Source organism: Kitasatospora sp. NPDC048194, assembly GCF_043202455.1.
Lineage (GTDB): Bacteria > Actinomycetota > Actinomycetes > Streptomycetales > Streptomycetaceae > Kitasatospora.
Genome location: NZ_JBIDAK010000025.1, coordinates 1 through 26,733, shown reverse-complemented (window position 1 = coordinate 26,733; position 26,733 = coordinate 1). Strand labels below are relative to the sequence as shown.

The 26,733-nt window shown below is 69.6% G+C and carries 18 protein-coding genes and 2 pseudogenes; 3 read left to right on the top strand and 17 right to left on the bottom strand.

What is annotated here, in order from left to right; translation table 11 throughout:
* Positions 1-276: 276 nt before the first annotated feature.
* The 13 genes from ACGF07_RS26055 to ACGF07_RS25995 form a co-directional block, all read right to left on the bottom strand.
* Positions 277-2,940, bottom strand: a complete 2,664-nt coding sequence (locus ACGF07_RS26055; protein ID WP_392902515.1) for an RICIN domain-containing protein — start codon at positions 2,938-2,940, stop codon at positions 277-279.
* 327 nt (positions 2,941-3,267) lie between these two features.
* Positions 3,268-6,369, bottom strand: a complete 3,102-nt coding sequence (locus tag ACGF07_RS26050) for an RICIN domain-containing protein (protein WP_392902513.1) — start codon at positions 6,367-6,369, stop codon at positions 3,268-3,270.
* A gap of 156 nt (positions 6,370-6,525) precedes the next feature.
* The gene (locus ACGF07_RS26045) at positions 6,526-7,524 is read right to left on the bottom strand and encodes an aldo/keto reductase (protein ID WP_392902510.1); all 999 of its coding nucleotides are present in this window, start codon (positions 7,522-7,524) and stop codon (positions 6,526-6,528) included.
* A 34-nt stretch (positions 7,525-7,558) separates the two neighbouring features.
* Positions 7,559-8,596 carry a PfkB family carbohydrate kinase gene (locus ACGF07_RS26040; RefSeq protein ID WP_392902508.1) on the bottom strand — a complete coding sequence of 346 codons (1,038 nt, stop codon included), beginning with the start codon at positions 8,594-8,596 and terminating at the stop codon, positions 7,559-7,561.
* On the bottom strand, positions 8,593-9,222 hold the full coding sequence (locus tag ACGF07_RS26035; RefSeq protein ID WP_392902505.1) for a bifunctional 4-hydroxy-2-oxoglutarate aldolase/2-dehydro-3-deoxy-phosphogluconate aldolase: 630 nt from the start codon (positions 9,220-9,222) through the stop codon (positions 8,593-8,595). Before ACGF07_RS26035 ends, ACGF07_RS26040 begins: the two co-directional genes overlap by 4 nt.
* On the bottom strand, positions 9,219-9,980 hold the full coding sequence (locus tag ACGF07_RS26030; RefSeq protein ID WP_392902503.1) for an SDR family oxidoreductase: 762 nt from the start codon (positions 9,978-9,980) through the stop codon (positions 9,219-9,221). Before ACGF07_RS26030 ends, ACGF07_RS26035 begins: the two co-directional genes overlap by 4 nt.
* A complete protein-coding gene (locus tag ACGF07_RS26025) occupies positions 9,977-11,020 on the bottom strand; it encodes a zinc-binding dehydrogenase (protein ID WP_392902498.1) in 1,044 nt (347 codons plus the stop codon). The genes ACGF07_RS26030 and ACGF07_RS26025 overlap by 4 nt, the downstream gene beginning before the upstream one ends.
* Positions 11,017-11,916, bottom strand: coding sequence for an amidohydrolase family protein (locus ACGF07_RS26020; RefSeq protein WP_392902496.1), 900 nt, complete (start codon positions 11,914-11,916; stop codon positions 11,017-11,019). The genes ACGF07_RS26025 and ACGF07_RS26020 overlap by 4 nt, the downstream gene beginning before the upstream one ends.
* Positions 11,913-12,257: an L-rhamnose mutarotase gene (locus ACGF07_RS26015; protein WP_392902494.1), complete on the bottom strand. Its 345-nt coding sequence runs from the start codon at positions 12,255-12,257 to the stop codon at positions 11,913-11,915. Before ACGF07_RS26015 ends, ACGF07_RS26020 begins: the two co-directional genes overlap by 4 nt.
* Positions 12,254-14,251, bottom strand: coding sequence for a hypothetical protein (locus tag ACGF07_RS26010; RefSeq protein WP_392902492.1), 1,998 nt, complete (start codon positions 14,249-14,251; stop codon positions 12,254-12,256). Before ACGF07_RS26010 ends, ACGF07_RS26015 begins: the two co-directional genes overlap by 4 nt.
* Before the next feature lie 64 nt (positions 14,252-14,315).
* The gene (locus tag ACGF07_RS26005) at positions 14,316-15,221 is read right to left on the bottom strand and encodes a carbohydrate ABC transporter permease (protein WP_392902490.1); all 906 of its coding nucleotides are present in this window, start codon (positions 15,219-15,221) and stop codon (positions 14,316-14,318) included.
* A 55-nt stretch (positions 15,222-15,276) separates the two neighbouring features.
* On the bottom strand, positions 15,277-16,191 hold the full coding sequence (locus ACGF07_RS26000; protein WP_392902488.1) for a carbohydrate ABC transporter permease: 915 nt from the start codon (positions 16,189-16,191) through the stop codon (positions 15,277-15,279).
* Positions 16,188-17,534, bottom strand: a complete 1,347-nt coding sequence (locus tag ACGF07_RS25995) for an ABC transporter substrate-binding protein (RefSeq protein ID WP_392902486.1) — start codon at positions 17,532-17,534, stop codon at positions 16,188-16,190. Before ACGF07_RS25995 ends, ACGF07_RS26000 begins: the two co-directional genes overlap by 4 nt.
* Positions 17,535-17,843: 309 nt before the next feature.
* On the opposite strand from ACGF07_RS25995, the gene ACGF07_RS25990 reads away from it, so the two are divergent.
* The 3 genes and pseudogenes from ACGF07_RS25990 to ACGF07_RS25980 form a co-directional block, all read left to right on the top strand.
* Positions 17,844-18,608, top strand: coding sequence for a FadR/GntR family transcriptional regulator (locus tag ACGF07_RS25990; protein WP_392902484.1), 765 nt, complete (start codon positions 17,844-17,846; stop codon positions 18,606-18,608).
* A 339-nt stretch (positions 18,609-18,947) separates the two neighbouring features.
* The gene (locus ACGF07_RS25985) at positions 18,948-21,728 is read left to right on the top strand and encodes a right-handed parallel beta-helix repeat-containing protein (RefSeq protein ID WP_392902482.1); all 2,781 of its coding nucleotides are present in this window, start codon (positions 18,948-18,950) and stop codon (positions 21,726-21,728) included.
* 173 nt (positions 21,729-21,901) lie between these two features.
* Positions 21,902-22,847, top strand: a pseudogene (locus ACGF07_RS25980) (VWA-like domain-containing protein); the annotation flags it as partial.
* Positions 22,848-22,901: 54 nt separating this feature from the next.
* Here ACGF07_RS25980 and ACGF07_RS25975 read toward each other — a convergent pair.
* The 4 genes and pseudogenes from ACGF07_RS25975 to ACGF07_RS25960 form a co-directional block, all read right to left on the bottom strand.
* Positions 22,902-23,128: pseudogene (locus tag ACGF07_RS25975) on the bottom strand (hypothetical protein); the annotation flags it as partial.
* Positions 23,129-23,820: 692 nt separating this feature from the next.
* Positions 23,821-25,059 (bottom strand): tyrosine recombinase XerC, encoded by a 1,239-nt coding sequence (gene xerC / locus ACGF07_RS25970; RefSeq protein ID WP_392902480.1) that lies wholly within the window; start codon positions 25,057-25,059, stop codon positions 23,821-23,823.
* Positions 25,059-25,352, bottom strand: coding sequence for a helix-turn-helix transcriptional regulator (locus tag ACGF07_RS25965; RefSeq protein ID WP_392902478.1), 294 nt, complete (start codon positions 25,350-25,352; stop codon positions 25,059-25,061). Before ACGF07_RS25965 ends, xerC begins: the two co-directional genes overlap by 1 nt.
* Positions 25,353-25,546: 194 nt before the next feature.
* Positions 25,547-26,733, bottom strand: a 1,187-nt coding sequence (locus tag ACGF07_RS25960) for a YfjI family protein (RefSeq protein WP_392902476.1), incomplete at its 5' end; no start/stop codon positions are given.

Genomic DNA, 26,733 nt, shown 5'->3' with positions numbered 1-26,733 from the left:
GCGGCGGGATTGCCCACGGCGCACCAGGCGAGCTTCGCCCTGGCTCAGCGGCGGCGCATCGAACGCTCCCACGCTCGGCAGAGTGCCTTCATGGAACGAACGCGCACAGTCTGGATCGCGCCCGCGATGTCTCCACCTTTCGCTGACGAACCGCTCACCTGCGGGCCTGGTCAGCAGGCGACCGCGGGTGGAGCGATGAGTGTCGTCCTGGATGTTCCGTCAATCATGGCGGGGCCGCAGGCCCTTGTGCCTGCGGCCCCGCTCAGGGGGTCGCGGTCAGGAAGGATCGCCGTACTGGAGACCGCGTCCGTTGGTGCCGATGTAGACGCGGCCGTAGGTGTCGGGGTCGCCGGTGATGACGCCGAGGCTGCCGATGGCGCCCCACTGGTGGGCGTCGTCGTTGATGCGGATCCAGGTGGCGCCCTTGTCGGTGGAGCGGAAGACTCCGGTGACGTTGTTGACGGTGCCGATCAGGTAGAGGGCCTGGTAGTCGGTGCCGGTCTTGGCCTTGCCGAAGCCGAGGGCGGAGGCGGACTTCACCGTGGTGAGGGTGGTGAAGGTGCGGCCGCCGTCGGTGGAGTGGAGCAGTCCTCGGTCGCCGCCGGAGATCCAGAGGTCGCCGCTGATGCCGGGGACGGCCACGAGCCGGCCGGAGGGGAGGTTGGTGGCGCGGGTGGTGAAGGTCGCGCCGCCGTCGGTGCTGGCGCTGAGGGTGCCGTTGGTGAGGGAGTAGAAGGTGTTGGCGGTGGAGCGGTCGGCGACGACGACGGCGTCGGTGCCCAGGCCGTTGACCTTGGTCCAGTGGGCTCCCCTGTCGGTGGAGCGGTAGGGGGCCTGGCCGTCCTCGGCCCAGATGATGGTGGAGCCGTCGGCGGAGAGGGCGACGTGGCCCATGTTGGCGCTGGGGACGGGCTTGGCGGTGAAGCCGTTCCAGTTGAGGCCGCCGTCGGTGGAGTAGGCGCCGTCCTGAGCGCCGCCACGGCCGACGCGGACCATCACCGAGGGGTTGGACCCGGCGTAGTCGATGCTGCTGCTGCTGCTCATCAGCGGGTTCGCGATCCGGCCGGCCGGCACCTGGTTGAGGGAGTCGGAGGAGTCGTAGCGGAAGCCGCCCTGGTCACCCATGGAGGTGATGAGGGTGGCGCCGCCGGGCGGGGCGATCACGGCCGCCAGCGAGGTCTCTTCCAGTCCGCGGGCCCCGGAGACCCAGTGGCTGGTGGCGCCGGTGTCGGAGGCGTTGGCGTCGTTGGTGGTCCAGATGCCGTTGCCGGTGCCGTAGAGGGCGTGGCCGGAGTTGAAGGGGTCGATGGCCAGCGCGGTCATCCAGTGCCCGGTGTGGGTACCGACGTAAGGGGCGCCGGAGGGGTCGCGCTGCGACTGGTCGGCGAGGGCTTTCCAGGTGGAGCCGCCGTCGGTGGTGCGGTAGATCTCGTCCTGGGGCCACCACTTGTCCAGGGTGGTGACCATCACCGTGCCCGGCTTCTGCGGGTCGACGGCCAGACCGGAGAACCCGTAGTTGCCCTGCGGGGGCGTGATGTTCTTCCACCCGCCGCCGGACGGGGTGTACTTCCAGACCGCGCCGGCCGTCGCGTCCATGGGGCCGATGCTGTTGCTGTAGGACAGGTACAGCGACCCGTCACCGGTGACCACACCGTGCTGCGGCATCTGCCCGGTGGGCTGCCCCGCGACCGCCTGCCAGCTGCTGCCGCCGTCCGTCGAGCGGTACAGGGGCGTGGAGGTGTCGTTGACACCGACGTAGACGGTGTTGCTGCCGGCCGGGCCGTACGTCACGAAGGAGATGCCCGCACCACTGCCCGCTCCGTCCTTCACCGGGAACGACGAGACCTGACGCCACGTCGAACCGTAGTCGGTGCTGCGCCACAGGCCGTTCTTCCGGCTGCCCAGCAGGAGGTTGGCGTGGTTCGCGGGGTCGATGACGAGCCGCTCGCCCGCTCCGCGGCCGGGTTCGTTGCCGCCCAGCTTGATCGGCAGATCGATCCGCTCGAAGGAACGGCCCTGGTCGGTGGAGCGCAGGATCGCCCCGTTGCCCGCCCACTCGTTGGTGTAGGTGCCCGCTGCGAGGTAGAGCCGGTTCGGGTCGACCGCGTCGGTGGCCAGCGAGTCGATACCCAGCAGGTTCCAGTCCTTCTCACCGAGAAAGTCCGTCAGCGGGATCCACTGCTCCGCCCCGGTGTCCCACCGGTAGGCACCACCCATGTCGGTGCGCGCGTACAGCAGGCCCTTCTCCTTCTGGTTGAACACCAGCCCGGTGACGTAACCCCCACCCACCACCTGCGCGTTCTTCCACACATACGGTCCGGAGCCCTGCGCGCCGCCGGACCCGGATCCGGACCCCGTCGTGCCGGTGCCGGGCACCTTCACCAGCTTCCACTGCTGGTTGGCACCGCCCCAGCCGGGCCACTGGATGATCTGCGTGCCCCGGTCCGTGGAGCTGCCCGTCACGTCCAGGGCCTGACCGCTCCTGCGGGAGGTGAAGGTGACCGCGTCGGACCCGCTCACGTCGCCGATCCGCCACTGCTGGGAGGGAGCGGACCGGTCCGTCTGCTGCTCGGTGACGGCGCCCTGGTTCGTCGCGTCTCCCGCGATGCCCAGCACCTTGCCGCTGTTGCGGTTGACCAGCTCGTAGTAGCCGTCCCCGGTCGGCTTCAGCCGCCACTGCTGGTTGGCGGTGTTCTGGTCGGTCCACTGCTGGATGCGGGTGCCGTCGGCGGTGGAGAAGGCGTTGACGTCCATCACCTGGCCGCTGCGCACCGACATCAGCCGGTAGTAGGCACCGTCGTCGACCACCGCGGCCTGGGAATCGCCGTGTACGAGCACGAAGTACGACCCGACGCCGAGGGGTACGGCGAGCAGCAGAGCTGTGGCGCTCAGGCGGCGGCGGTGACGCCCGCGGCGCCTGCCGTTCGTGGGGTTTGTCATGGAGGGCGTTCTCCTTGCGAACTGTGCACGAGGGGACGGGTGGATCCGGCCACCGGGTCGGCCGGGATCTACTCCCTTGTGGTCGCAGGGGCCGCAAAAGGTTGCCGCGAGCCGGAAACCTTTTCTGGACACCTCGTGGTGAGGTGGCGTTGATCAGCGTCCAGGGCGATGTGGGCGCACTCTGCTCGACGTCCCGGGCGCCTCCATTACCAGCGGGACCCAGCTCCAGGGCTCCCCGCTTCGCCGAGGAAGCGGGGAGCCCTGCGGTCGGCCGGAGGGAGGCGGCCTGCCGGATCTACGCCGGGGCTGCTTCCTTCGCGGACCGGGTCAGTCCACGTTGACCACCTTCCATAGCTGGCTGTCGGCGTTCGTGTCCGTCGTCTGGTCGAGTTGAGTGCCTCCGGAGGACACGTTGAGCACCTCGTTGCTGTTCACGTTCTTGAGCTTGTAGTAGCCGTTTCCGGTGGCGACCAGTGTCCAGTGCTGGTCCGCGGCGTTGGTGTCGGCCGACTGGATGATGGGCGCGCCGTCCGCGGTGGAAGCACCGCTGACGTCCATGACCAGGGCACTGTCTCGGCTGATGATCTTGTAACTGCCGTCACCCACCGGGACGAAGCGCCAGTTCTGGTTCCCGGCTCCGGAGTCGGTCCACTGGATGACGTCGGCTCCGGCGGACAACGATCCGCCTGACACGTCGACCGCCTTGGAGCTGCTCTTGTTGACCATCTTGTAGTTGGCGTTCGTCGCGGGGAACGAGATGGAGGCGAACGCGTCCACCGCGCAGACGGCGGAGGAGGCGGCGGTGTTCTTCGTCCCGGTGCACACCACCCTGATCGTGTGCGGGCCCGCGGGCAGGTCCGTCTTCTCGAACAGCGGCACCTGCTTGGTCACCGTCGGGGCGTAGGCGTCGATGCCCGCCCGGGCGAGGGTGCCGTCGACGTAGACGTCCACCTTGCCCATGTTCGGCTGCGTCATGCTGAGGTACCGCACGCCCGAGCCGGTGAACGAGAACGCGGCGTAGTTGCCCGCGGTGCTCGTGACACTCTCGGACCCGTTCATGTCCTTCGAGTCGTTCCAGTTCGACCAGGTCCCGGAGTAGGTCACGCCCGCGGCCTTGTCGTCGACGTGGTTCCAGCGCTGCCGCACGAGGGCGTTCGACGCGGCGGACGCGTTCCCCTGGGCGTCCACGACGTAGAGGTGGTAGTCACCCGCCGCCTGCGGGACGCGGATGCTCGTCGAGGTGCCGCTCGCGCTGGTCATGGTGGGACCAACGGTGAACGTCGTCGTACCGGCGGGAGCCAGCCACAGCGTGTTGGCCGCGTCCTTGGGGCTGCGCACCGGAACGGTCATCACGCCCGTGCCGGCGAAGGTGCTCGCGGGCAGCGCGTAGTCCTGCGGGGCCGTGACGGCGGCGGGGAGGAGGTTCTTGTAGGCGTCCTCCAGACCCGCGTTCAGGGCGATGCCGTACGCCTGCGACGGCCACACGTTGTCCCCGTAGCCCTTCACGTCCGTGACGGTGCTGTTCGGGATGCTCCGGCCGGCGACCTTGTTGACGGTGCCGTAGTTGTTGGTGAGGATCAGGTCGTGCTGCCGGCCCCAGGTGCCGGAGTTGATGGCGAAGTACACGCCCGGGTCGATGTCGAGCACGTTGTCGTGCTCGTTGATGAACGCGGAGCCCTCATCGGGGTGCAGGCCGTACTTGTGGCCGGCCGGAACGCCCTTGATGTAGTTGTTGCTTATCTCCGTTCCCGGCTGGCTGCCCAGCGTGTAGATGGGAGCGGAGTCGCCGAGCACCTGCATCGTGTCGAAGATCTCGTTGTACTTGACGGTGTTGTTCCGTGCCGTGGTGGTCGGGTTCCCGGGATTGACGGAGTTCGTCGATCCGTCGAAGTTCCACCAACCCCAGCCGAGCGTGATGCCCGCCCACGGGGACTTCTCGATCCGGTTGTGCTCGACGTCCAGGGTGTCGGTGAAGTACGCCGACACCGGGCTGGACCCCTGGAACAGCACCGCGCTGTCGTAGAGGTAGTTGTCCGTGATCGAGATGTTCTTGCAGAGGCCCTCGACGTTCACGGGGTACTTCTCGTGGTTGGTCGAGGTGTAGTCCCCGATGTACACGTGCTGGGGGTGTCCCACGGTGATCGCGGAGCCGCCGATGTCGTTCGTGACGTTGCCGGTCAACTGCGTGTTCGTCACGTCGTTGGCCAGGGTGATCCCGTCGGCGCCGGTGTGCTGCACCGTGTTGCCCTGCAGGACGATCCCGTCGGCGTTCTCGATCTGCACGGCCGCGGGCGGCAGGTCGACGTTGCGATAGGTGTACGCGTGGAAGTTCTGCCTCGCGTACACGTTGGAGCTGGCGTTGCCCTGCTGGCCCTGCCGGAAGACGGAGCCCGCGACGTTGACCAGGTTCCAGTCGGAGTGCTGGATCGTGAGCCCGGAGAAGGTGATGTTCCGCGCGTGGTCGGTCGTGGACGTGCCGGCGACGTGGATGAGGGTGGAGAGGTTGTTCGGCGCGAAGACCTGCGCCGTCGTCATGTCGTCGGTGCTGGACTTGTCGTAGTACAGCGTGTGGGTGCTCTTGTCGAAGTAGAACTGGCCCGGCTGGCTCAGGAACTCGAACGCGTTCGTGATCGTGTGGCTGCCGCCGCCGGCGACGAAGCCGGCGTACGGCGAGCCCTGGGCGATGGCCGCGCCGGGTTCCTGGAACTGGGCCACCCGATTGGTGCCGTCCGAGCTCGTGGTGATCTGGCGGACTCCGACGATGGCAGTGTTCCAGGTGCTCACCGATTCGATCTCGACGTCGTCCTGGTTGGCGGCGATGGCGGGCAGATCGGTGAGGCTGTACTTGGATCCGTCGCACTGCGAACCCGACTCCCAGGCCCAGGGAGCCTGGCCGGCCGTGACGCTGTAGGTCCCGTAGCAGCCGGCCGAGTTGATCGTCTTCGAGGCCATCTGAACGCGCTTGTCGTTGACGTAGAGCGCGCGGAGCTTGTCGTCCCGGTTGAGGGTGGCCTTCCAGATGTTTCCGCTGTACTGCGTCCAGCCGGTCACCTGGACGCCTCCGTCCAGGACCGGCTGCTCGCCCGGGTAGGCGGAGTAGACGACCCGGTGCCCGTTCGTGCCGGAGTCGGCCGAGGTGAAGTCGATCGTGCTGCTCACCGGGTAGGTGCCGCCCCGGAGAAGGACGTTGATGTCCCCGGTCATGTTGCCGTCGACCGTGCGCACGACGTCCCGCGCGTGCTGGAGGGTCCTGAAGGGCGCCGTGATGGTGCCGGGGTTGGCGTCGTCACCGCCGGGCGCGACGTAGTAGGTCGCTTGCGTCGCGGCCGAGGCCGAAGGCGGTGCGGCGAGGGAGATCAGCAGCGTGGTGGAGACGGCCGCCGCAAGCGCCAATGGCGCCTTGCGGACGACAGCGGTGGGGGATCTCATCCTTGCTCCATTCGGGTGGGTGGGGCGAGGCGGGGTCGAGGACGGCCACCCGGGCGCGCGCTCCGCGAGAAGGCCGTGCTGGCCGGCCCGATCCCGGAGGCGCCGCCGGTGACCAGGGCCCTCACAGGGAATCCCGGTCACGAATCAGATGAAGCGTCAGGCGGCGGGAAGGGCCGGGGTCGGTACGTCGGACCTGATCAGCCCTTCGGTGCGGAGCTGGTCCCAGAGGCCGGCGGGGACGGGCCGCCGGTGCAGTTCCGCGTTCTGCTCGACCTGTTGCCGGGTTCGCATGCCCAGGGTGACGTTGACCACGGCGGGATGCGTGTACGGGAAGGCGATGGCGGCGGCAGGCAGGGTGGTGCCGTGCTGCTCGCAGACCTCCGCGATGGCCAGGGCACGCTGCACCAGGTCCGCCGGGGCGTCCTGGTAGTCGTACTTCATCCCATGGGCGGGCCGGTCGCGCGAGAGCAGACCGGAGTTGAACACGCCGACCGCGACGACGCTCTTGCCGTGCTCCTGCGCGGCCGGCAGGACATCGTCCAGGGAGGACTGGTCGAGCAGGGTGTAGCGTCCCGCGAGCATCACCAGGTCGGCGGCGGTCTCGCGCAGGAAGCGGGCGAGCATGGCGGACTGGTTCATGCCGGCGCCGATGGCGCCGATCACGCCCTGGTCGCGCAGTTCGGCGAGGGCGGGCATGGCTTCGTCGGCGGCCTGCCGCCAGTGGTCGTCGGGGTCGTGCAGGAAGACGATGTCGAGCCGGTCCAGTCCGGTGCGGGTGAGGGTCTCCTCGATGGACCGCAGTACGCCGTCGCGGCTGAAGTCCCACTGGCGGCGCAGGTCGTCGGGGACGGCGAAGCCGTCGCTGTCGGTGCCGCGGGGGTCCTCGTTGGGCACGAGCAGCCGGCCCACCTTGGAGGAGACGACGTACTCCTCGCGCGGCCGGCCGCGCAGGGCGGCGCCGAGGCGCCGCTCGGACAGGCCGAGGCCGTAGTGCGGCGCCGTGTCGAAGTACCGGATGCCCGTCTCCCAGGCGGCGTCGACGGCGGCCGCCGCCTCCTGGTCGGAGGTCTCGCGGTAGAGGTTGCCGATCACCCCGGCTCCGAAGCCGAGCTCGGTGACGGCGACCGACGTGTGCTGGATCTTCCGGTGGCGCACGGGGAACTCCTGTGGATGGGGGTGACGGCGCCGGTCAGCGCCTGACGCGGGCCGACCCGCCGGCGATCAGCGCCTCCACCTCGGCGAGCGAGGCCATGGAGACGTCGCCGGGGGTGGTCATGACGAGGGCGCCGTGGGCCGTGCCGTAGGCGAGGGCCTGCTCCAGGGGGGCACCGTCGAGCAGGCCGTGGATCAGTCCGGCGGCGAAGCCGTCGCCGGAGCCGATCCGGTCCAGAACGTGCAGTCCGGGCATGCTGGGGCCGGTGACGTACCCGGTCTGCGGGGACCAGGCCGCCGAGGTCCAATCGTTCACCCCGGCCGAGGGAACCTCACGCAGGGTCGTCGCGAGCACCCTCACCTCGGGCAGCAGGTCGGCCACCGTGGCGAGTGCGTCCGCCACCTCGTCGGCGCCGAAGCGGGTGTCGCCGGGGTGCCCGCCCGCCAGGCCCAGGGCTCCCACGATCACGTCGGCGTGCCGGGCCAGGCGCAGGTCGCACTCGCGGGCCCGCACCGGTCCGCCGCGGTCGGCCCACAGGCTCGCGCGGTAGTTGGGATCGTACGAGACGGTGACGCCGTGGCGGCGGGCCGCTGCCATCGCCTCGTCGGCGACCTCGATGGTGGTGTCGGACAGGCCGGCGAAGATGCCGCCGGTGTGGAACCAGCGCACCCCGCCCGCGAAGACGGCGTCCCAGTCGACGTCCCCCTTGCGCAGCTGCGAAACGGCGGTGTGGGCGCGGTCGCTGACACCGAGGGCGCCGCGGATGCCGAAGCCGCGCTCGACGAAGTTGAGGCCGTTGCGGGCGGTGCGGCCGATGCCGTCGTCGGGCACCCAGCGGATCAGCGAGGTGTCGACACCGCCCTGCAGGATCAGGTCCTCGACGAGCCGGCCCACCGCGTTGTCGGCGAGGGCGGTCACGACGGCCGTGCGCCGGCCGAAGCAACGGCGCAGCCCGCGTGCGACGTTGTACTCGCCGCCTCCTTCCCACACGTGGAAGGTGCGGGTGGTGCTGATCCGCCCTTCCCCCGGGTCGAGACGCAGCATGACCTCGCCGAGAGCCACGACATCGATCACGGCGTGCTCCTCGCCACGGCCTCGGCTGTCAGGCGACGGATCTGCGGGTAGTCGCCGTTCGCCAGGTGGGCGGGGGTCGCCATCCAGCTGCCGCCGACGGCGAGCACCGCGGGCACGGCGAGGTAGCCGGCCAGTTCGGCGGCGCCGATCCCGCCGGTCGGCACGAAGCGCACCTGCGGGAAGGGCGCCGCGAGCGCGCGCAGCATGCCCACACCGCCGATGGCCTCGGCGGGGAAGAGTTTGACGGTGTCGAGGCCGTCCCGTAGGGCGCGCATCAACTCGGTCGCGCTGGCGACGCCGGGCAGCACGGGAACACCCAGTTCCCGGCATTTCGCGACGACGGACTCGTCGTAACCGGGCGAGACCACGAAGCGGGCCCCGGCCGCCACGGCGCGCTCCGCCTGCTCCGGGGTGACCACGGTGCCGGCGCCCACGGCAAGGCCTCCGTGCGCCGCCATTGCCTCGACCACCCGCTCGGCGTCCGGGGTGCGGAAGGTGACCTCGGCGCACCGGGCGCCGCCCGACGCGAGCGCCTCGGCCAGCGGCGCGGCCGTGGCCGGGTCGCGCACGGTCAGCACCGGCACGATGCGTGCGCCGGCCAACACGGTCTCCAGGTCCCCGTTCATCGGCCGAGCCATCCGCCGTCGACCGGCAGGATCGTGCCGTGGACGTAGGCGGCGGCGTCCGAGGCGAGGAAGACGGTGGCGCCGCCGAGGTCCTCGGCCCGACCCCAGCGGCCGGCCGGGATGCGGTCCAGAATGGCCTGGCTGCGCACCGGATCGTCCTGCAGGGCCTGGGTGTTGTCGGTGGCGATGTAGCCGGGCGCGATGGCGTTGACGTTGACGCCGTGCCGGGCCCACTCGTTGGCCAGCGCCTTGGTGAGGCCGGCGACGCCGTGCTTGGCGGCCGTGTAGCCGGGGACGGTGATGCCGCCCTGGAAGCTGAGCAGCGACGCCGTGAAGATGATCTTCCCCTGGCCGCGGGCGACCATCGCCGCGCCCACCGCCCGGGTGAGCGCGAACTGCGCGTTCAGGTTGACCTGCAGGACCAGGTCCCAGTCGGCATCGGGGTGTTCGGCGGCGGGTGCGCGGCGGATCGTGCCCGCGTTGTTGACCAGGATGTCCACCGGCCGCTCGCGGCCGGCCAGGTCGGCCCCGAGGGCCCGGACGGCGTCCGGGTCGGCGAAGTCGGTGCGGATCGCCTCGAAGCTGCGGCCAGCGGCCAGGACGTCCTTCTCCACCGCGCTGCCGGACTCCTCCAGCGAGGCGCTGACGCCGATCACGTCCGCGCCGGCCTCGGCGAGGGCTCGGGCCATGGCCCGGCCGATGCCGCGCCGGGCACCGGTGACGACGGCGAGTCGGCCGGTGAGGTCGAAGGCGGTCATGCGTGGGCTCCCTCGGTGTCGGTGGTGCAGTCCACGAGAATCTTCATCACGTCCCCGCCGCCCTCCAGGGCCTCGAACGCGGCGGGCGCCTGGGTGAGCGGGACGACCTTGCTGATCAGGCGCTCGGCCGGGATGGTGCCGTCGGCGATCAGGGCGACCGCCTTCTCGAAGTCGGAGCGGTCGTACAACCGGGCGCCGACGAGGGTGAGTTCCCGCCAGAAGAAGCGGTGCAGGTTGATCTCGCGGGGCCGCGGGTGGATCGCCACCAGGCACAGCCGGCCGCGCACGCCCAGCACCTCGACCGCGGTGTCGACCCCGGCCGCCGCGCCGGACACCTCGAAGGCGACCTCCGCACCCGCGCCGCCGGTCCACTGCTGCACCGCCTCGACGACGTCCTCGGCCGCCGGGTCCCAGGTGGCCAGGCCCGACTCCTCGGCCAGCTTGCGCCGGTGGGCGCTCAGCTCCACCACCCGCACCTCGGCGCCGGCCGCCCGCGCCACCAGGGCGATCAGGATGCCGACCGGTCCGCCGCCGACCACGACGACCCGGTCGCCGGGCTGCACGCCGGCCCGACCCACGTCGTGCACGGCGACCGCCGTGGGTTCGACCAGGGCAGCCTGCTCCAGCGGCAGGCTCTCGGGCAGCCGGACCAGCGTGTCGGCAGGCACGATCCAGCGCTGCTGCATCGCCCCCGGGGAGTCGATGCCGATGAAGTCCAGGTGCTGGCAGATGTTCTGATGGCCCCTCAGGCAGGCCGGGCAGCTGCCGTCCCAGCGCAGCGGCATCACCGTGACCGGGTCCCCCACCTGCCAGTCGGCCACGCCCGGGCCGACGCGGACGATCCGGCCGGACATCTCGTGGCCCAGGACGGCGGGCGTCTTGACCCGGGCGTCCATGTCGCCGTGGAAGATGTGCAGGTCGGTGCCGCAGATGCCGACGTAGGAGGGGGCCAACTCCACCTGGCCGGGGCCGGGTTCGAGGATCTCGGCCGGCGCCGTGTCCAGCGTGCGGGCGGCCAGGTAGCGAACAGCGAGTGTCATGGTGCTTCCAGGGTGTCGTCAGCGGAGGGGAGGCCGTAGAAGGCGGTCGCGGTGCCGGCCAGGATCGCCTGGATCTCGCTCTCGGCGAGGCCGCCCAGCAGTTCGTCCACGGTGGCGGCCCAGCGGTTCCAACCGCCCGCGAGGTTCGCGACCGGCCAGTCCGACCCGAACATCAGGCGCTCGGGGCCGAAGGCGGCGAGCAGCACGTCCCACGCAGGGCGGATGTCGGCGGTGGTCCAGCTGGCGTGGTCGGCCTCGGTGATCAGTCCCGACACCTTGCAGACGACCTGCGGGTGCTCGGCCAGCTGGCGCAACTCCCGCTCCCAGTCGGACAGTTCGCCTCGGACGAGGTCCGGCTTGCCCGCGTGGTCCAGCACCAGCGGCAGGTCCGGCAGGCGTTCGGCCAGCCGGACCGCCTGGTCGAGCTGGTGGCTGCGGACCAGGACGTCGTACCGGAGCCCGCGGTCCCGCGCCGCCGCGAGGCCGCGTTCGACCTCGGGGCGCTGCAGCCAGGCCGGGTCCGTCTCGCCCTGCACCAGGTGGCGCAGGGACCGCAGGTAGGTACCGCCCGCCCCGGCGAGCAGGCTGTCGAGCGCCTCGCCGATCGCCGGGGAGGTCAGGTCCGCCCAGCCGACCACGGCCTGGATCAGCGGCTCCCGCGCCGCGAGCGCGAGCAGCAGCTCGGTCTCGGGCACCTCCGGCACGCACTGCACGGCCACCGTGCCGCCCAGCTGACGGCCCGCCACCTGCTGGGTGGCGGTGGCGCGCAGGTCGTCAGGGGTGAAGGTGCGGCGGATCACTTCCAGGCCCGGCTCGTCGAGCCAGGACTGCGGGTACTCGGCGAGATTCCACAGGTGGTGGTGGGCGTCGACGAGCGGAGCGGGGTCGGCGGTCACGGGCGGTCCGGCTCCGGCTCGCTCTGGTGCCAGATCTCCGGCAGCTCGGTCCACTGGCGGGAGTCGCCGCGGTCCGGCCAGGGCTCCTGGCACGGGTCGGTGAGCTTCCACCACTCCTGGGACACCGGGTCGGCCTCCAGGGCGGCCATGTCCGCCTCGAAGTCGTCGCCGTGGTACTCGAAGTAGGAGAACAGCGTCTCACCGTGCAGGTAGATGCTGAAGTTCCGGATGTTGGCCCGGTGCATGGCAGCCTCGACGCCCGGCCAGACCGCCCGGTGGAGTTCGAGGTACTCCTCGCGGTGTTCGGGCCGCAGCCTGATGGTCTGGGCGATTCGCTTCACGCGGACCCCTCCTCGTCGAACGGCGTGCGGTAGCTCGGGGTGTTGGCGCGCAGCGCGAGCCCGAGGGTGAGGCGTATCCGGGTGGAGGCGGGCAGTCGGACGGTCAGGAACGGGCCGTCGGCGACGGTCTGCGCCTCGGTGACGACCGGCTGGGTGTGGCCGTAGTCGTACATGTCGCCGATCCAGGCGTCGTCCGCGCAGGTCGTGTACCGCACCGAGGTGATGGTGTGTTCGGCCATGGCGCCCGCCTGGACGATCACGGTGCGCTCCGCCTCGGGCGAGAGGTTGACCAGCTCGACGGTGGTGGCCTCGGGGTCGATGGAGCTGACCAGGGCGGCCACGTCCTGCGGCAGGCCGGCCCGGCGGGCCTGGGCGTCGTAGTAGCGCACCCGGGCCTGCTGCAGACCGCCGTTGTACAGCACCTGCGGGCCGCCCCAGGTCAGCTGGACCAGCGCCTCGGTGGCCACCGGGTTGCACTGCTGCCAGACGTGGATGTCGGCCTCGGGGACGTCCAGGTCCTTGTAGCGCTCGACGCGCCGCAGGCGGTGGCGGATCTGGGCCTGGGCGGTGGCCAGGATGCGCTCGGGATAGCCGGGGTCGTCGCCGGCCAGGAAGGCGAACCAGGCCTTCTCGTGCGCGGACTCCTCCTTCGAGCGGAACGGCCGGACGGTGCGCCAGTCGATGCCGTCGGCCTCGCGCAGCCGCTCCAGGCGGGCGCGGTCGGCGTCGGCCGCCGTGTGGTGCCACAGCGCCACCGGGACGGGCGGGGTCGCCGGGTTGTAGTCGAACCAGCCCGAGTCCTTGTACCGGAAGGGCAGGTGCAGCGTCGGGGTGTCCTTGTCCTCGGCCAGCTCGACCGCCCACTTGGAGGGCAGGCTGGAGTCGGCCTCGGTGTACGGCATCACCTTGCCCTGGTCGATCATGGCGTCCAGCGTGCTGGAGACCATCGACAGGTAGTCGTCGTCGCCGGTGGCGGTGGCCGCCGCGAGTGCCGCGACGGTCGCCGCGTGGCCCACGCTGTGCCAGCCGTGCGGCCAGGACCAGCCATAGTGGCCGCCGTACCACCGGCCATCGTGCAGGCCGCCGACCACCCCGTCGGGGCTGACGTTGTCCGGCAGCAGGCCGCCGTTGGCCTCGGTGCGCTCCCGCCAGGCGCCGACGTAGTCCACGATCCAGTCGCGGTAGCGCTCCTCGTGGGTCAGGATCCAGGCGTTCAGGACCAGCCCGGCCGCGGCGAGGTTGACCGCGGTGTCGCCCACGCCCATCCGCTCGCGCATCTGCTTGCCGAGCCGCGGGTCCGAGTCGAGCGGGAACGGGCCGCCCTGCGCCTCGGGTATCCACTCCAGCGGGTAGCCGTAGGTGTCGGCCTCCTTCTGCAGCCAGGGGTAGACCTCGCCGTCGGACAGGCCCTGCCGGTCCGGGTCGCTGCCGTTGTGCGGGCGGGTGATGATCCGGTGCTGCGGGTCGTAGTTGCCGTGGGCCGGGTCGACGTACAGCTCGGCGAAGCGCACGGCCCGCTCGGACCAGCGCTCAGGGGCGGCCATGCACAGGAAGTACAGCAGCAGCAGGCTCTCGCCCTGGTGGAACCAGTCGTAGCCGCGCTCGTACTCGTCGCGGAGCATGTTCAGCTCGGTGAGCTGGCGGGTCACGCCCTCCCAGTGCTTCTCGCTGGCGGCCAGCACCTCGTCGGAACCGCCGAGCAGGTACAGCTGGGGCCAGTTGAAGAACACCTCGTAGAAGTCGTCCACGCCGTCACGGGTGGTCAGCTCGCCGTTGTAGTTCAGCCCACCGTCCGGGCGGGTGAAGGCATCGGCGAACCGCCGCCAGGCCTGCTCCAGCAGGTCGAACAGGGAACGCTGGGCCACCGCCCAGCCAGGCGCCTCGAGCAGCGGCACCCCGGCCAGGATCTCCGGCGGCGCGACCGGCGCGCCGGAGGGTGTGCCGGACGGTGCGGTGCCCTCGGCGGGGAGGGGGTCAGCGGAGCTGAAGGACATGGGGAGGAATCTCCGATCGGTGCGGCGGGATGGCGGATCTTGGGTGCGGCGGCCGGGAGCGGTGTCACTCCTTGGTGGCGCCGGCGAGCATCCCGCTGACCAGGAAGCGCTGGGCGAACAGGAAGATGATCAGGACCGGTGAGATGGCCACCAGGGTCGCGAGGGCCAGTTCTGGGCGTTCGATCGCGAGGGAGCCTGCGGTCGGGTTGAACTGCGGCACGTTGCTGAGCAGGCTGCCCACGCCGACCTGGATCGGCATCTGGCTGCTCTCGGGGAGCATGACGTAGGGCAGGAAGTAGTTGGTCCAGTTGGCGACGAAGCTGAAGAAGCCGACCAGCGCGATGACCGGGGTGGCCAGCGGCAGGGCGATGTGGCGGAAGACGCCGAACTCGGAGCAGCCGTCCATCCGGGCCGCGGCCAGCAGGTCCCTGGGGACCGCGGTGGAGAAGTAGATGTACGTGAGGTACACCCCAAACGGGTAGAACGCGTACGGCAGGATGATCGACCACATCGTGCCGATCAGGTGCACCGCGTTGACCTCGAGAAAGAGCGGGACCACCAGGGTGGCGCTGGGCATGAGCATCACGACCAGGGTCGAGATCAGCAGCGCGCGCCGGCCGGGGAACTCGGTCATCGCCAGGGCGTAGCCCGCGGGGATGGACACGCAGAGCGTGATGACCAGTGAGACCGCCGCGTACAGGGCGGAGTTGCCCAGCCACTGCAGCACGGCGTCATCCTGGAATCCGGTGAGCGCGTCCCAGTTGGCCTTGAGCGCGCCCAGGGAGCCGAAGGAAAGCGGGTTGTCGTTGACCAGCTGCTGGTCGGTCTTGGTCGCCGCGAGCAGGAGCCACAGCACGGGCAGCGCGAAGAAGAGCACGAACAGGGCCAGTACGGAGCCGGCCGCCAGCCGGGACGGTGCCTGCCGCAGGAATCGCTGCCGCCGCGGGTTGCGGTGGGTGGCTCTGCTCATGACGCTTGCTTCCCGTTCGGTGCGTGGTGCGGCGGCTACCGGACTCGCGGAGGTGTCAGTCGGCATCGAAGAATCCTGACCGTGCGACGAAGATGCCGGCCGCGGCGACGCTGACGACCAGGAGTTCCACCGACACCGCGGCGGCGCCGTTGACGTTGTTCATCTGGAAGGCGAAGTCGTAGGTCAGCTGGTTGAGGGAGTAGTCGGTCCCGGCCACGCCCACGCTCGCCAGGGAGAGCAGCTGCGGCTCGACGAACAGCTGGGCGCCGCCCGCGAACGCGAGGATCGTCATGTAGACGATCCACTTGCGGAGCATCGGGATCTGCACGTGCCAGGCGGTCTGCCAGGCGCTCGCGCCGTCGATCCGGGCGGCTTCCATGACGTCCGTGGGGATGTTGTTGAGCGCGCCGTACATGACCACGATCCAGCCGCCCGCGCCGGTCCAGAACGCGACCATCGCGAACAGCAGCGGCAGGTTGCCCGGGGCGATGACCTGACCGAAGGTGTGGAACCCCAGTGCGCCGAGCAGCGAACTGACCGGGCTCACGGTCGGGTCGAGCATGAACAGCCAGACCAGCACACTCGCGGCTCCGGCGAGCGCCCCGGGGATGTAGTAGAGGAAGCGCAGCGCCTTGCTGGCCCGGCCCGAGGAGAGGCGGTGCAGCAGCAGCGCCAGGGCCACCACGAAGACCACCAGCGAGAGCAGCCAGAAGACCAGGTAGATGGCGACGTGGCCGACGGCGTCCACGAAGCGGAAGTCCTGTGCCGTGGAGACGAAGTTGGAGAAGCCGGTGAAGCTGCCACCGGAGTCGGTGACGGCGAAGTAGATCGCGTAACCGGTCGGCAGGACACCGAACGCGATCAGCAGGAGCACGTAGCCGGCGACGAAGGCCATGCCGGCCCGGCTCTGCCCGCCGCCACTGCGGCGACGGCGGGCAGAGCCGACCAGGGAGGAGGGAGCGAGGGTCACGAGGAGACCTTGTATCCGTCGGCCTCGGCGTGCTTCACGATCGAGTCCTGCCAGGCGGGGAGCAGCGATTCGATGGTCTGGCCCTGGGTCATGCCGGGCTTGACCGTGGCGGCCCAGACCGCCTCCTGGCTGAACTGGCCCGAACCCCACTGCGACCACACCTGCGAGGAGGCGGCCTTGAGCGCGCCGAGGTCGGTGGCGAAGTAGCCGGTGGTGTCCTGGGCCTTCAGCCAGTTGTCGGCGGCCGGGGCGTAGGCCGGGAACCCGGGGGCCTTCTCGCCCTGGTAGGCGTTGTCGGTGGTGACCCACGTCAGGAAGTCGGTGGCCGCCTTCAGGTTGGCGGAGTGCTGGGAGAGCAGCCAGGTGCCGCCACCGACGTTGCCCACGGCCGGCGAGCTGTCGCCCTGCCACTGCGGCATCGGGGCCACGCCGATCGTCTTCTCCGGGGTCTTCAGGGTCCCCTTGAACACCGCACCGCCGTACCAGGCCGGGCCGGGCATGAGCAGGACCTTGTCCTTCTCGTTCTTGGCGAAGTCGGTGCTGAAGACACCGCTGATGGACATCGACTTGTTCTTGATCAGCCCGTCCAGGAGCTTGGCCATCTTGGTGCAGCTGTCACCGGAGGTGTTGACGGTGACGGCCTTGGGGCCGGTGATGTGGTTGGCCTCGCACTTGCTCGCCCACAGGTAGATCTCCGGGGTGAACGAGTCGCCGGCGTCGCCGACGAGGTAGCCGGGGTGCTCGGCGGCCACCTTCTCGCCGAGCGCCTGGTACTCCTCCCAGGTCGTGGGGACCTGGTAGCCGAACTGCTTCATCAGCGGGGCGTTGTACCAGAGCACCGTCTGCGAGAGGTCGTTGCGCAGGCAGTAGACGGTGCCGTTGACCGTACAGACGTCGTTGGCGCCCTTGGCGAACTGCCCCAGGGTGTCGGCCGGGATCAGGCCCTTGTCGAGCGGCGCCGCGAAGCCCGCGTCGACCGCCCAGCTCGTCTCGTTGTTCTGCGAGCTGAAGACGACGTCCGGCCAGCCCTTGCCGGTCTTGTTGAAGAGCTGGACCTTGGTCTGTAGGTAGTTCGACCCGTTGGCGTCACCGTCGTAGGAGACGATGTTCATCTTCACGTTCGGGTGCTGCTGCTGGTACAGCTTCGCCGCATCCATCCGCGTGGCGTCCACCCAGACGGTCAGGGTGCTGCCGTCCTTCTGCGCCACCTGGGCGAAGCCGTCCTTGGTGGTCTTCTGCGAGGAGGAGCCACCGCACGCGGTCACGGTCAGCGCCAGGGCGGCCGCACAGGCAGCTAGCAGCGCAACTCTTCTGCCAGGCACCGAAGGCTGGTTCACGAACATCAGCGACTCCACTGGGTTTGCAGGCGCCCGAACGGATCGGGGGGTGGGGGAGGATGGCGACGCCAGGCCGTCCCGGTCGGGCGTCGGGTACCGAGGGCGGCCGCTGCGGCCACCGTTGGGGTCGTCACCGAGCCAGCAGCAAGACCCCCGAGCTGGGCTCCCACGATGCGTTCGACGATCGGAGGGCTTACTCTGGCCGGCCAAGCAGGACTGGGCCGGTCGAGAGATTCTTAAGTCGTCATACGAATGCTGTCAAGACATACGGCGCAGTAGACTCGGCGATCGTCCACACCAGCGAGGGGGAGTCAGATGGCGAAGAGCGGTCGAAGCGGCGCCGAGGAACCGGCGGTCCTGAAGCCCTGGCCGAGGCGCCCGGCGCGCCTTGCCCATGCGGTGGTGGAGTCCCTCACCGACACCATCGTCTCGGGTGCGATTCCACCGGGCTCCGCCCTGCCCGTCGAACCCGAACTGTGCGAGACGTTCGGCGTCAGCCGCATCACGATCCGCGAGGCGATCAAGTCGCTGGAGGCCAAGGGGCTGGTTCGGGCCCGGCAGGGTTCCGGCACGACGGTCACCCAGTCCGAGGAGTGGAATCTTCTGGATCCGGTCGTACTGGCGGCCACCGTCCAGCACGACGACGAACTCGTCGTGCTGGACCAGCTCGTCGGCGTGCGTTCGGCCCTCGAGGCGCAGATGGCCGCCCAGGCCGCCGAGCTCGCCACCGATGACGATCTCCGGGACGTGGAGCGGCTGCTCGCCCGCCTCGACGAGGAGACCGCCACCCCCGCGCGGTTCAACGAGACCGATGTGCTCTTCCACGACCGGATCATGCAGGCCTCCCGGAACCGGCTGGGTCGTTCCATCATCCGGACCGTCCACACCCAGGCCCGCAGTACGTTCCTCTACACCGGCACCCCCGGCGGCCCCGCATGCGAGCAGGCGAACGCCGAGCACCGCCGGATCGCCGAGCGGCTCCTGGCCCGCGACCCCCAGGGCGCGGCGCAGGCCATGACAGCCCACATCGAAGCGGCCTGGAGCCGCCGCCGCACCCCGCACGCCGGCCCCACCAGTTGAGCGCGCCCCACGCCCTCGCGTGTGCCGGAACCCACCCTCGAGCCGTCAGGCCTCCAGGGCGATCCGCACGGTGACCAGGCAGCGCGACGTCCGGCGGATAGGCGCCGCCCACGATCCGGTCGACGTGACAGGTCACCACGGGGGCCCGTACGGCTCCTCGTGAACAGCGGATTACAACCGCATACACCTTGCGATTACGTCATTCGTATGATGAAGTTTCGTCCGCCCCGGCGGCACGCCGGTGAAACGTGGCCGAAACCCAACGGGTCGCGACTGGCCGAGATGGGATCAGGCACGGTGCGCATCACCGAAGGAGCCCTCGTGCTTTCACTTCGAAGAATGACCCCATCCCCCCACCCCCACCTGCGGATACGCGCCACGGCCGCGGCGACAGCGCTCGTCGGCGCCCTGCTCTCCGCAGTCGCGTCCGCCGGAGCGGCGCAGGCCGCGACCATGACGACGCTCTACGCGTCACCCTCGGGTACCGGCACCGCATGCTCCTCCAGCCAGCCGTGTTCGATCACCCAGGCGCAGACCTCCGTGCGTGCGGTCAACGCCGGCATGACCGGCGACATCGTCGTTCAGTTGGCGGACGGCACCTACCGCCTCTCCGCCCCGCTCTCCTTCACCGCCGCCGACTCGGGCAACAACGGCCACACGGTGGTGTGGAAGGCCGCCCCTGGCGCGCACCCGGTCATCTCGGGCGCACAGAAGATCATCGGCTGGTCGCAGTTCGACGCGACCAAGAACATCTACGCCGCCTCCGTGCCCATCGGCACCGACTCCCGGCAGCTGTACGTCGACGGATCGCTCGCCCCGCGTGCCGCGATCTCGATCGCCCGCAGCGACATCGCGTTCACCAGCACCGGCTTCACGATCCAGAACGCGAACCTGAACTACCTCGCCTCGCTGCCCGAGCAGAACCGGATAGAGATCGAGGCGCAGAACTCCTTCACCGACCGCTTCGCCCCGGTGCAGTCCATCAGCGGCACCAGCGTGACCATGCAGGAACCGGCCTGGAAGAACAACGGCTGGGGCTACGACACCATGGAGCACCCCTTCGCCGGTGGCGGCCTGCAGTTGGAGAACTCCTACTCGTTCCTCAACACCGCCGGCCAGTGGTACCTCGACCCGACCGCCGGCCAGCTCTACTACAAGGCACCGTCCGGCTGGAACCCCTCCGCGCACGACGTCGAACTGCCCCAGCTGACCTCGCTCGTGGACATCAGCGGCGACAGCAGCTACAGCAGCCTCGCGCAGAACATCGCCTTCCAGGGCATCAGCTTCCAGGGCGCCACCTGGCTGGCTCCGAGCAGCAACATCGGCTACGCCGACCAGCAGACCGGCACCTTCCTCAACCAGACCTACACCAACGAGCCCTCAGACTTCCTGGCCTCGTGCAGTGTCGGCTGCTCGGCCTTCGAGTCCACCCGCAACAGCTGGGGCGAGGTCCCGGCGGCGGTTCAGGTCTCCGCGGCCAGCGGGATCAGTTTCAGCGGCGACACCTTCACCAACCTCGGCGAGGTCGGCCTGGGCATCGGTCAGGACAACGACGCCGTTGCCTCCGGCACCGGACTCGGCGCCTCGAACGTCACTGTCGACCACAACACGTTCACCAACGACTCAGGAGCCGGCGTGGTCGTCGGCGGAGTCCAGCCGAACGCGCACCACCCGTCCAACACGGCGATGACGAACCAGAACATCACCATCAGCAACAACCTGATAACCGCCGTGGCGCAGGACTACAAGGACATGCCCGGCATCCTGTCCACCTACGTCAACCACGCCGTCATCACGCACAACGAGGTCTCGAACCTCGCCTACGACGGCATCGACGTCGGCTGGGGCTGGGGCATCAACGACCCGGGCGGCAGCCAGGACTACGTGAACCGGGGCATCTACAACTTCCAGCCGGTCTACACGACGCCGACGACGCTGAAGAACACGATCGTCACCTACAACAAGGTGCACGGCACGAAGAAGGTCTTCCACGACGGCGGCAGCCTCTACAACCTGTCCGCCAACCCCGGCGCCGTGATCGACTACAACTACGTCTACGACAACAACCACACCATCGGCCTCTACCTGGACGAGGGGTCGCGCTACATCACGTTGCAGAACAACGTCCTCCAGGACACCGGGACGTGGGCCTTCACGAACGCCAGCTCGACCAACAACACCGATGACAACTCGTTCATCGGCAACTGGTACAACAGCGGCAGCACGAACGTGGCGACCGGTTCCCCGCACAACAACGTGCTCAGCGGCAACGTCCAAGTGAGTGGTACCAGTTGGCCTGCGGACGCTCAGCAGGTGATGTCGCAGTCCGGCGTGAACTACGGTACGACCACAGACGACAACACGACCTCGGGAACCAGCCACTTCGCCTACTCCGGCTCGTGGGGCCTGGCGACCGGCGTGTACGACCTCTACGGCGGAACCGCGCACTACAGCGCCACAACCAATTCCACCGCGACGTTCACCTTCACCGGAAACCAGGTCGCGATCCAGGGCGTGAAGGATGTCGATCAGGGCATCGTCGGGTTCTCCATCGATGGCGGACCGGTAACGTCCGTCGACGACTACAACCCCACGCGCCTGCCGCAGACCACGCTGTGGAGCGCTTCCGGGCTTGCTGTCGGAACGCACACTGTCACGGCCACCGTCACCGGTACCAAGAACTCGGCGAGCTCGAACGACATCATCGCCCTGGACGACGCCGTGGCGAGCATGATCATCGATGACGCGACCACCAGCGGCACAGACGCTTTCGCGTACGGCTCGAACTGGGGCTTGGCGACCGGGGTGTCCGACCTCTACTCCGGCACCACGCACTACAACCACACGGGCGGTTCCACCGCGACCTTCACGTTCACCGGCACCGGGGCGACGATCTACGGCGTCAAGGATGTGGACCAGGGCATCTCGACCTACTCGGTGGACGGCGGTCCAGCTCAGTCCGTGGACGACTACAGCAGCGCGCGCCTGGCCGGCATCCCACTGTTCAGCGTCTCCGGGCTCTCGCAGGGCACGCATACGATCACGATCGGCGTGACCGGGACGAAGAACCCGGCGAGCGCGAATGACATCGTCGCGCTCGACTACGCGACCGTCCCGTAGCCGAACGGGTCACGGCCCGCCGCGGCGTGGCTCTGGTCAGGAGCCGGGGTCGCACATCCCAGCCCCCGACCAGAGCCCGACGCGTCCATCGAGTTCCACGCCGGTGAGCGGGCATCCTTCGTCACGGGCCGGGTCATCACCGTCGACGGCGGCAGGGGGTCCCGCCGACCGAAGGCTGGGGGAGGCTGCGGCGGAACATCGCCGCCGACTTCGAGATCAACGATGACATCTACGGTGATGGTTTGCCTCTGCCTGCAGGGGCGGTGCTGCCGTCGCTGCTCCGGCTGCCCGACGGACTGCTCATGGAGGAGTACCTGCGGACGGCGTCGATGTCCGGGCTCACCGCAGACCTGGCTTGGCTGGACTGCGGAAGCGGTGCCGACGGGCAGGACCGGCCGTGGGAGCTGGGAGCCGACGGGGCACACGGGCTGAGCAGGCAGCAGCGGGACGCCGTGCGCTTCCGGGTCGCCGAGGGAATCAAGGGCCGACCCGGCTCCGCACCGGAGGGGTGGCGCCGGTGGGCGGACGAGGCGTTCCATCCGCCACAGCCATGGCGGCAGTTGCTGGGGGCGGCGGTCCGCTCGGCAGCGGGAGCACCGGGGGTGGGAGAGGACCACAGCTACCGGCGTCCGTCGCGGCGCTCGGCCGGTGTCCCTGGGGTGGTTCTGCCGAGCCTGCGCCGGACGCCGCCCCGGGTGTGCGTCGTGATCGACACCTACGGGTCGGTGAGCGACGCCGAACTGGGCAGTGCGCTCCTGGAGGTGGCGGCGATCTCGCGAGCGGTGGGTGGACGACGCGACCTGGTGTCGGTGATCTCCTGTGACGCGGCGGCCGGGGTCGCCGTCCCGCTCCCCGCGCCGAGAACATCGAGCTGGTCGGCGGAGGAGGAACGGATCTGCGCTCCGGCTTCGCCCGGGCGCTCCGCTCCCGGCCCCGCCCGGACGTGATCGTAGCTCTGACGGATAGTCAGACACCCTGGCCCTCCGCACAGCCGCCCTGCCGCACCGTCGTCGGTCTCTTCCCCCGCCCCGCCCCGCCCGCGCCGTGGACGAGGAAGACCCCGGCTACGCCCCAGACGCCCCGCCGCCCTGGGCGCGTGTTGTTGTCGTCGACGGGTGAGAAAGATCGGTGGCGCGGCAACTGCAACCTCCTAACGACGAAAGGATTCGACCGCTACGGTCGGGTCCTTCGTATGCCCAGGTGGGCTGGTGCGGAGGATACGAGAAACTCGTGGACCACCTCGATGCGACCGACGATGTGCGGGTTGAACTTCAGCTCTTCCGCTGGTAACCTCACAGCTCGAGGATCACGCGTCCGCCGGCCTGCTGGACCGGGTAGCGGGCGGCAAAGCCGGCGTCGATCTCGAACCTGGTGACGTAGCCGACGCCGGAGGCGGGCACTCTCTCCTCGATCCTGTGGGTGGGCGCGGGCGGCGAATGATTTCGGTCCCGTGATTTGGACACTCGCGCGCAGTGGGCAGCTCGCTTTCGAAATTCGCTCGCACTGCCCGCCGGAAGCCTTCTACGATCGGTGCATCGCCAAGCGTTGAGCGCTGGGACGCAAGCGGGGCTGTAACCCCTGCTCCCTTCGGGATAGCGAGGTTCGATTCCTCGGCAACGCACTGGTCCGTAGCTCAGTTGCAAGAGCAGCCGTCTCTAAAGCGGCGTGCCGCAGGTTCGAGTCCTGCCGGAGCAGCAAAATAATAACCGTCTTCGCGGGACTCCCGAAATGGGCGACCGGCGCAATCCGGCAAACAAGAGAATCAGAAGCTGTGGCCCGTGTTCACCCCGGGCGAGCGAGACTACAATGAGGTTGTGAGGAACGTCACAGCTGAGATCGTCATCGCGAACCGCTTCTCACGCGCCTCTCACGGATGGGGCGTCATGAGCGGGCATCAGGGGTCATGCGGGGCGGATCGGATAGGCCCTGACCTGCGTGATTCGGACTGGTGAACATCAGTCAGACGCCCGTTCGTCTGCTGGGGGTCAAGGGGTCGCAGGTTCAAATCCTGTCGTCCCGACAGTGATGTCGGAGCCCCGCTGACTGGACGAAAATCCAGGCCAGCGGGGCTTTTGCCGTTTCCGAAGGCGGGTCAGCGCACGAGCCGCAAGTGGCGGCCGGGGGACTCCGGCGGGATCACTTCGGGACCAGGGGCCTCGCGGGGCCCGCTCAGGTGCGCGCTCAGCGCCTCGCCGGCCAGCTCGATCGAGCGCCGGTCGGGGTGGAGGTACCGCTGGGTGGTCGTGAGCGATCCGTGCCCGGCGATCTTCCGCAGCACGTGCAGCGGCACCCCCGCGTCAGCCATCCACGTCAGCCCGGTGTGCCGCAGGTCGTGCCGGCGCAGGTGCTCGAAGCCGAGCGACACCACCACCTCGTCCCAGTGCGTCGCGTCCCGCAGGACGGCGGTGGTGATCCGCCCGCCGCGCGGCCCAGTGAACAGCCGCGCCATCGGGTCCTGACTGATCACGTCCAGGCGCCAGGCCACCAGATCCCGGATCTCCGGGATCAGCGGCACCGTCCGGCGCCGCTTGCCCTTCGTCCCCTTGTCCGTCAGTCCGCCCGGCGCGGTCGTGGTCTGCCGGCACAGGTCCCACGTCCACCGCTTCCGGTCGATGTCCTTGCGGCGAACGCCGGAGACCTCGCCGATCCGGGCCGCCGTACACGCCGCAAAGCGCACCACGTCGCCCCAACCGCCGAACTCCCCGTGCGAGCGCTGGACCAGGGTGGTCGCGAGCTTGTCGAGGGTCTCCCAGTCCGGCAGCGCGAGGGCGCGGGGGTCGTCGAGTTCGTCCTCAGCGCGTTGGTACTCGCGCTGCCAGCCGCTCACCTTGGCCGGGTTGGTGTCGATGACGCCGTCCCGGACGGCCTGCTCCATCACCCGCGCCAGCATGGCGAGGGTGTTCTTCAGGGTGGAGCGGCCGGCCTCGTCGGCGATCCAGCCATACACGGCGCGGTCGATCACGCCGTTCGTGACGGTGCGCAGAGGCAGGTGGCCGATCGTCGGGACGATCCGCAACCGCCAGCCGGCGCGGTACGGGTCGAGCGTCTTGGACTCCAGCCCCCGCAGCGCCAGTTCCATCACCGACTCTCCGTACTCGGCGAGCGGCATGGTCGCGGTCGCCGGGGTCACGCCGCGGCTGGCCAGCCGCTCCATTCCGGCGATCCAGGCCTCGGCCTCCTCGATCGTCTCGGACATCTCGGAGCGAGACAGGCGACTGCCCGACACCGGGTCGAACCAGCGCACCCGGCCCCGGTAGGGCTTCGGGTACTCGGGCCGGTGCTCGATGTCGGTCGACAACTTCACGCCGATCGGCGGGTTCTGCTGGGGCATCAGGCGGCCTCTCCGGGGACGATGCGGTTGGACTTCAGCCATGCCTCGACGTCGGGAACGCTGTAGACGGTGATGCGGTAGCTCAAGCGGATGAACGGCGGGCCCTGCAGGGGCTTCGAGGTGCGCCAGCGGCGGAGGGTCGAATCGTCGACTCCGATGAGCGCGGCGACCTCCTCGGTCGAGTACCAGCCTCCACCGAGAAGGCCACCGGGTCCGCCGGACGACGAGTCGGAGCGGTTGAGGGAGCCCAGCAGTTCGGCCACCTGCGCGAGGGTGAGCATGGGTTCGGGCACGGCTGCCTTCCAAATGACGAGTGTGGACAGTGGTTGCGGTGCGTGATGCCCCCTGCGCGTGGACGGGGGTTGGGGCCGGAAAGTGTCAGGGATGTCAGGGCAAACCGTTGACCTGCTGTTTTGGCTCCTGGCAGGGCGTCAGGGATTGTCAGGGATGTCAGGGGAATAGCGACTTCTCCTGACATCCCTGACGGTTACCGGGCTTCCGCTCCGTCCACGGGGGTTCCGATGGAGGGGTGAACACGGTAGGTAACGGCCTGCGGCCGTCCTCGCTGGCCGGTGGGTCCGGCCTGGTCGGAGCGGAGGTAGCCGTGCTGTTCGAGCAGTGTCAGGGCGGGTTCGACGTCGGCGACCTTCTTGAATCGGCGGCTGCTGGCGACGGCGTCGTGGGCCTTGATGTGGGTGCGGTGGGTGCCGTCCTTCTTAGGGCGCTGGAGCCACTGGAGGATGGCGTGGGCGTCCTCGGTGGCGGGATCGGCGGCGATGAGGTCGAAGACGGCGAGGGTGTGGGCGGTGTAGTAGTCGGCGATCTCGGCGGCGCGCTCGACGGTGGCCGCGTCGAGTTCGCCGCGCCAGGCTCCGGGGTCCTGGTCGGAGGCGATGTGGTCGGCGAGGTGGAGCAGGACGGCGATGCGGGCGATGTGGCCGACGAGCTTGCCGGCCCAGTCCTTGATGTGGAAGAGCGGCTGGTCGGGGCGGAGCTGGACCTCCACGCGTTCCTGGAGGCGCTCGATGGCGAGGTCGGCGGCCTGGTCCATGAGCACGACCACGGGCTCGGTGAGGTCGGCCATGGCGCGGAGCAGGCGGGTGAGGTTGCGGTCGTAGGCGTTCGCCGCCCGCTCGGGGATCGGCTCGGTGCGGATCTTGCGGTAGCCGAGGTTCGAGGGCGGCAGGGAGTAGAGGAAGCGGGCGAGCAGGCCCCGGTCGCGGGCCCCCGAGGCGGCGCCGAGTTCCTGGAGGACGGCGGGCTGCGGGGTGGCGCCGATGGTCAGGGCGGGCTTGTCGATGGTGGTCTGCTCGCGGGTGATGCGGTCGACCTGGAGGCGTTCGCCCTTGTGAGCCTGGAGGAACACGCCCAGGTTGGGCTTGCTGCTGTAGCGGCCGACGATGCTGTCGAACAGGTCGCCCTCCGGGGAGAGGGCGGCCAGGCACCGGTGGACGGCGAGTTGGCTGGTGACGGTCTCCGGGGTGATGTCCCCGGACAGCGTCAGCCGCGGCGTGGGCGGGACCGTGATCTGCTCGGCGAGCATCTTGGCGGCGGAGATCTCCGCCATGAGCTGGGTGCGGTCGGAGTCGGCGTGGATGCGGCGGATGTGCTCGGTGAGCTCGGCGTCGTGGCGCTTGCGCTCGCACGGCTCGTGAAGGTCGCGGCGCCAGCGGT

Excerpts from the sequence above, each read along its gene's own strand:
- ACGF07_RS26055 (WP_392902515.1), bottom strand. The coding sequence starts at position 2,940 with ATGACAAACCCCACGAACGGCAGGCGCCGCGGGCGTCACCGCCGCCGC.
- ACGF07_RS26050 (WP_392902513.1), bottom strand. The coding sequence starts at position 6,369 with ATGAGATCCCCCACCGCTGTCGTCCGCAAGGCGCCATTGGCGCTTGCG.
- ACGF07_RS26035 (WP_392902505.1), bottom strand. The coding sequence starts at position 9,222 with ATGAACGGGGACCTGGAGACCGTGTTGGCCGGCGCACGCATCGTGCCG.
- ACGF07_RS26030 (WP_392902503.1), bottom strand. The coding sequence starts at position 9,980 with ATGACCGCCTTCGACCTCACCGGCCGACTCGCCGTCGTCACCGGTGCC.
- ACGF07_RS26025 (WP_392902498.1), bottom strand. The coding sequence starts at position 11,020 with ATGACACTCGCTGTTCGCTACCTGGCCGCCCGCACGCTGGACACGGCG.
- ACGF07_RS26010 (WP_392902492.1), bottom strand. The coding sequence starts at position 14,251 with ATGTCCTTCAGCTCCGCTGACCCCCTCCCCGCCGAGGGCACCGCACCG.
- ACGF07_RS26005 (WP_392902490.1), bottom strand. The coding sequence starts at position 15,221 with ATGAGCAGAGCCACCCACCGCAACCCGCGGCGGCAGCGATTCCTGCGG.
- ACGF07_RS25995 (WP_392902486.1), bottom strand. The coding sequence starts at position 17,534 with ATGTTCGTGAACCAGCCTTCGGTGCCTGGCAGAAGAGTTGCGCTGCTA.
- ACGF07_RS25990 (WP_392902484.1), top strand. The coding sequence starts at position 17,844 with ATGGCGAAGAGCGGTCGAAGCGGCGCCGAGGAACCGGCGGTCCTGAAG.
- ACGF07_RS25985 (WP_392902482.1), top strand. The coding sequence starts at position 18,948 with ATGACCCCATCCCCCCACCCCCACCTGCGGATACGCGCCACGGCCGCG.
- xerC (WP_392902480.1), bottom strand. The coding sequence starts at position 25,059 with ATGCCCCAGCAGAACCCGCCGATCGGCGTGAAGTTGTCGACCGACATC.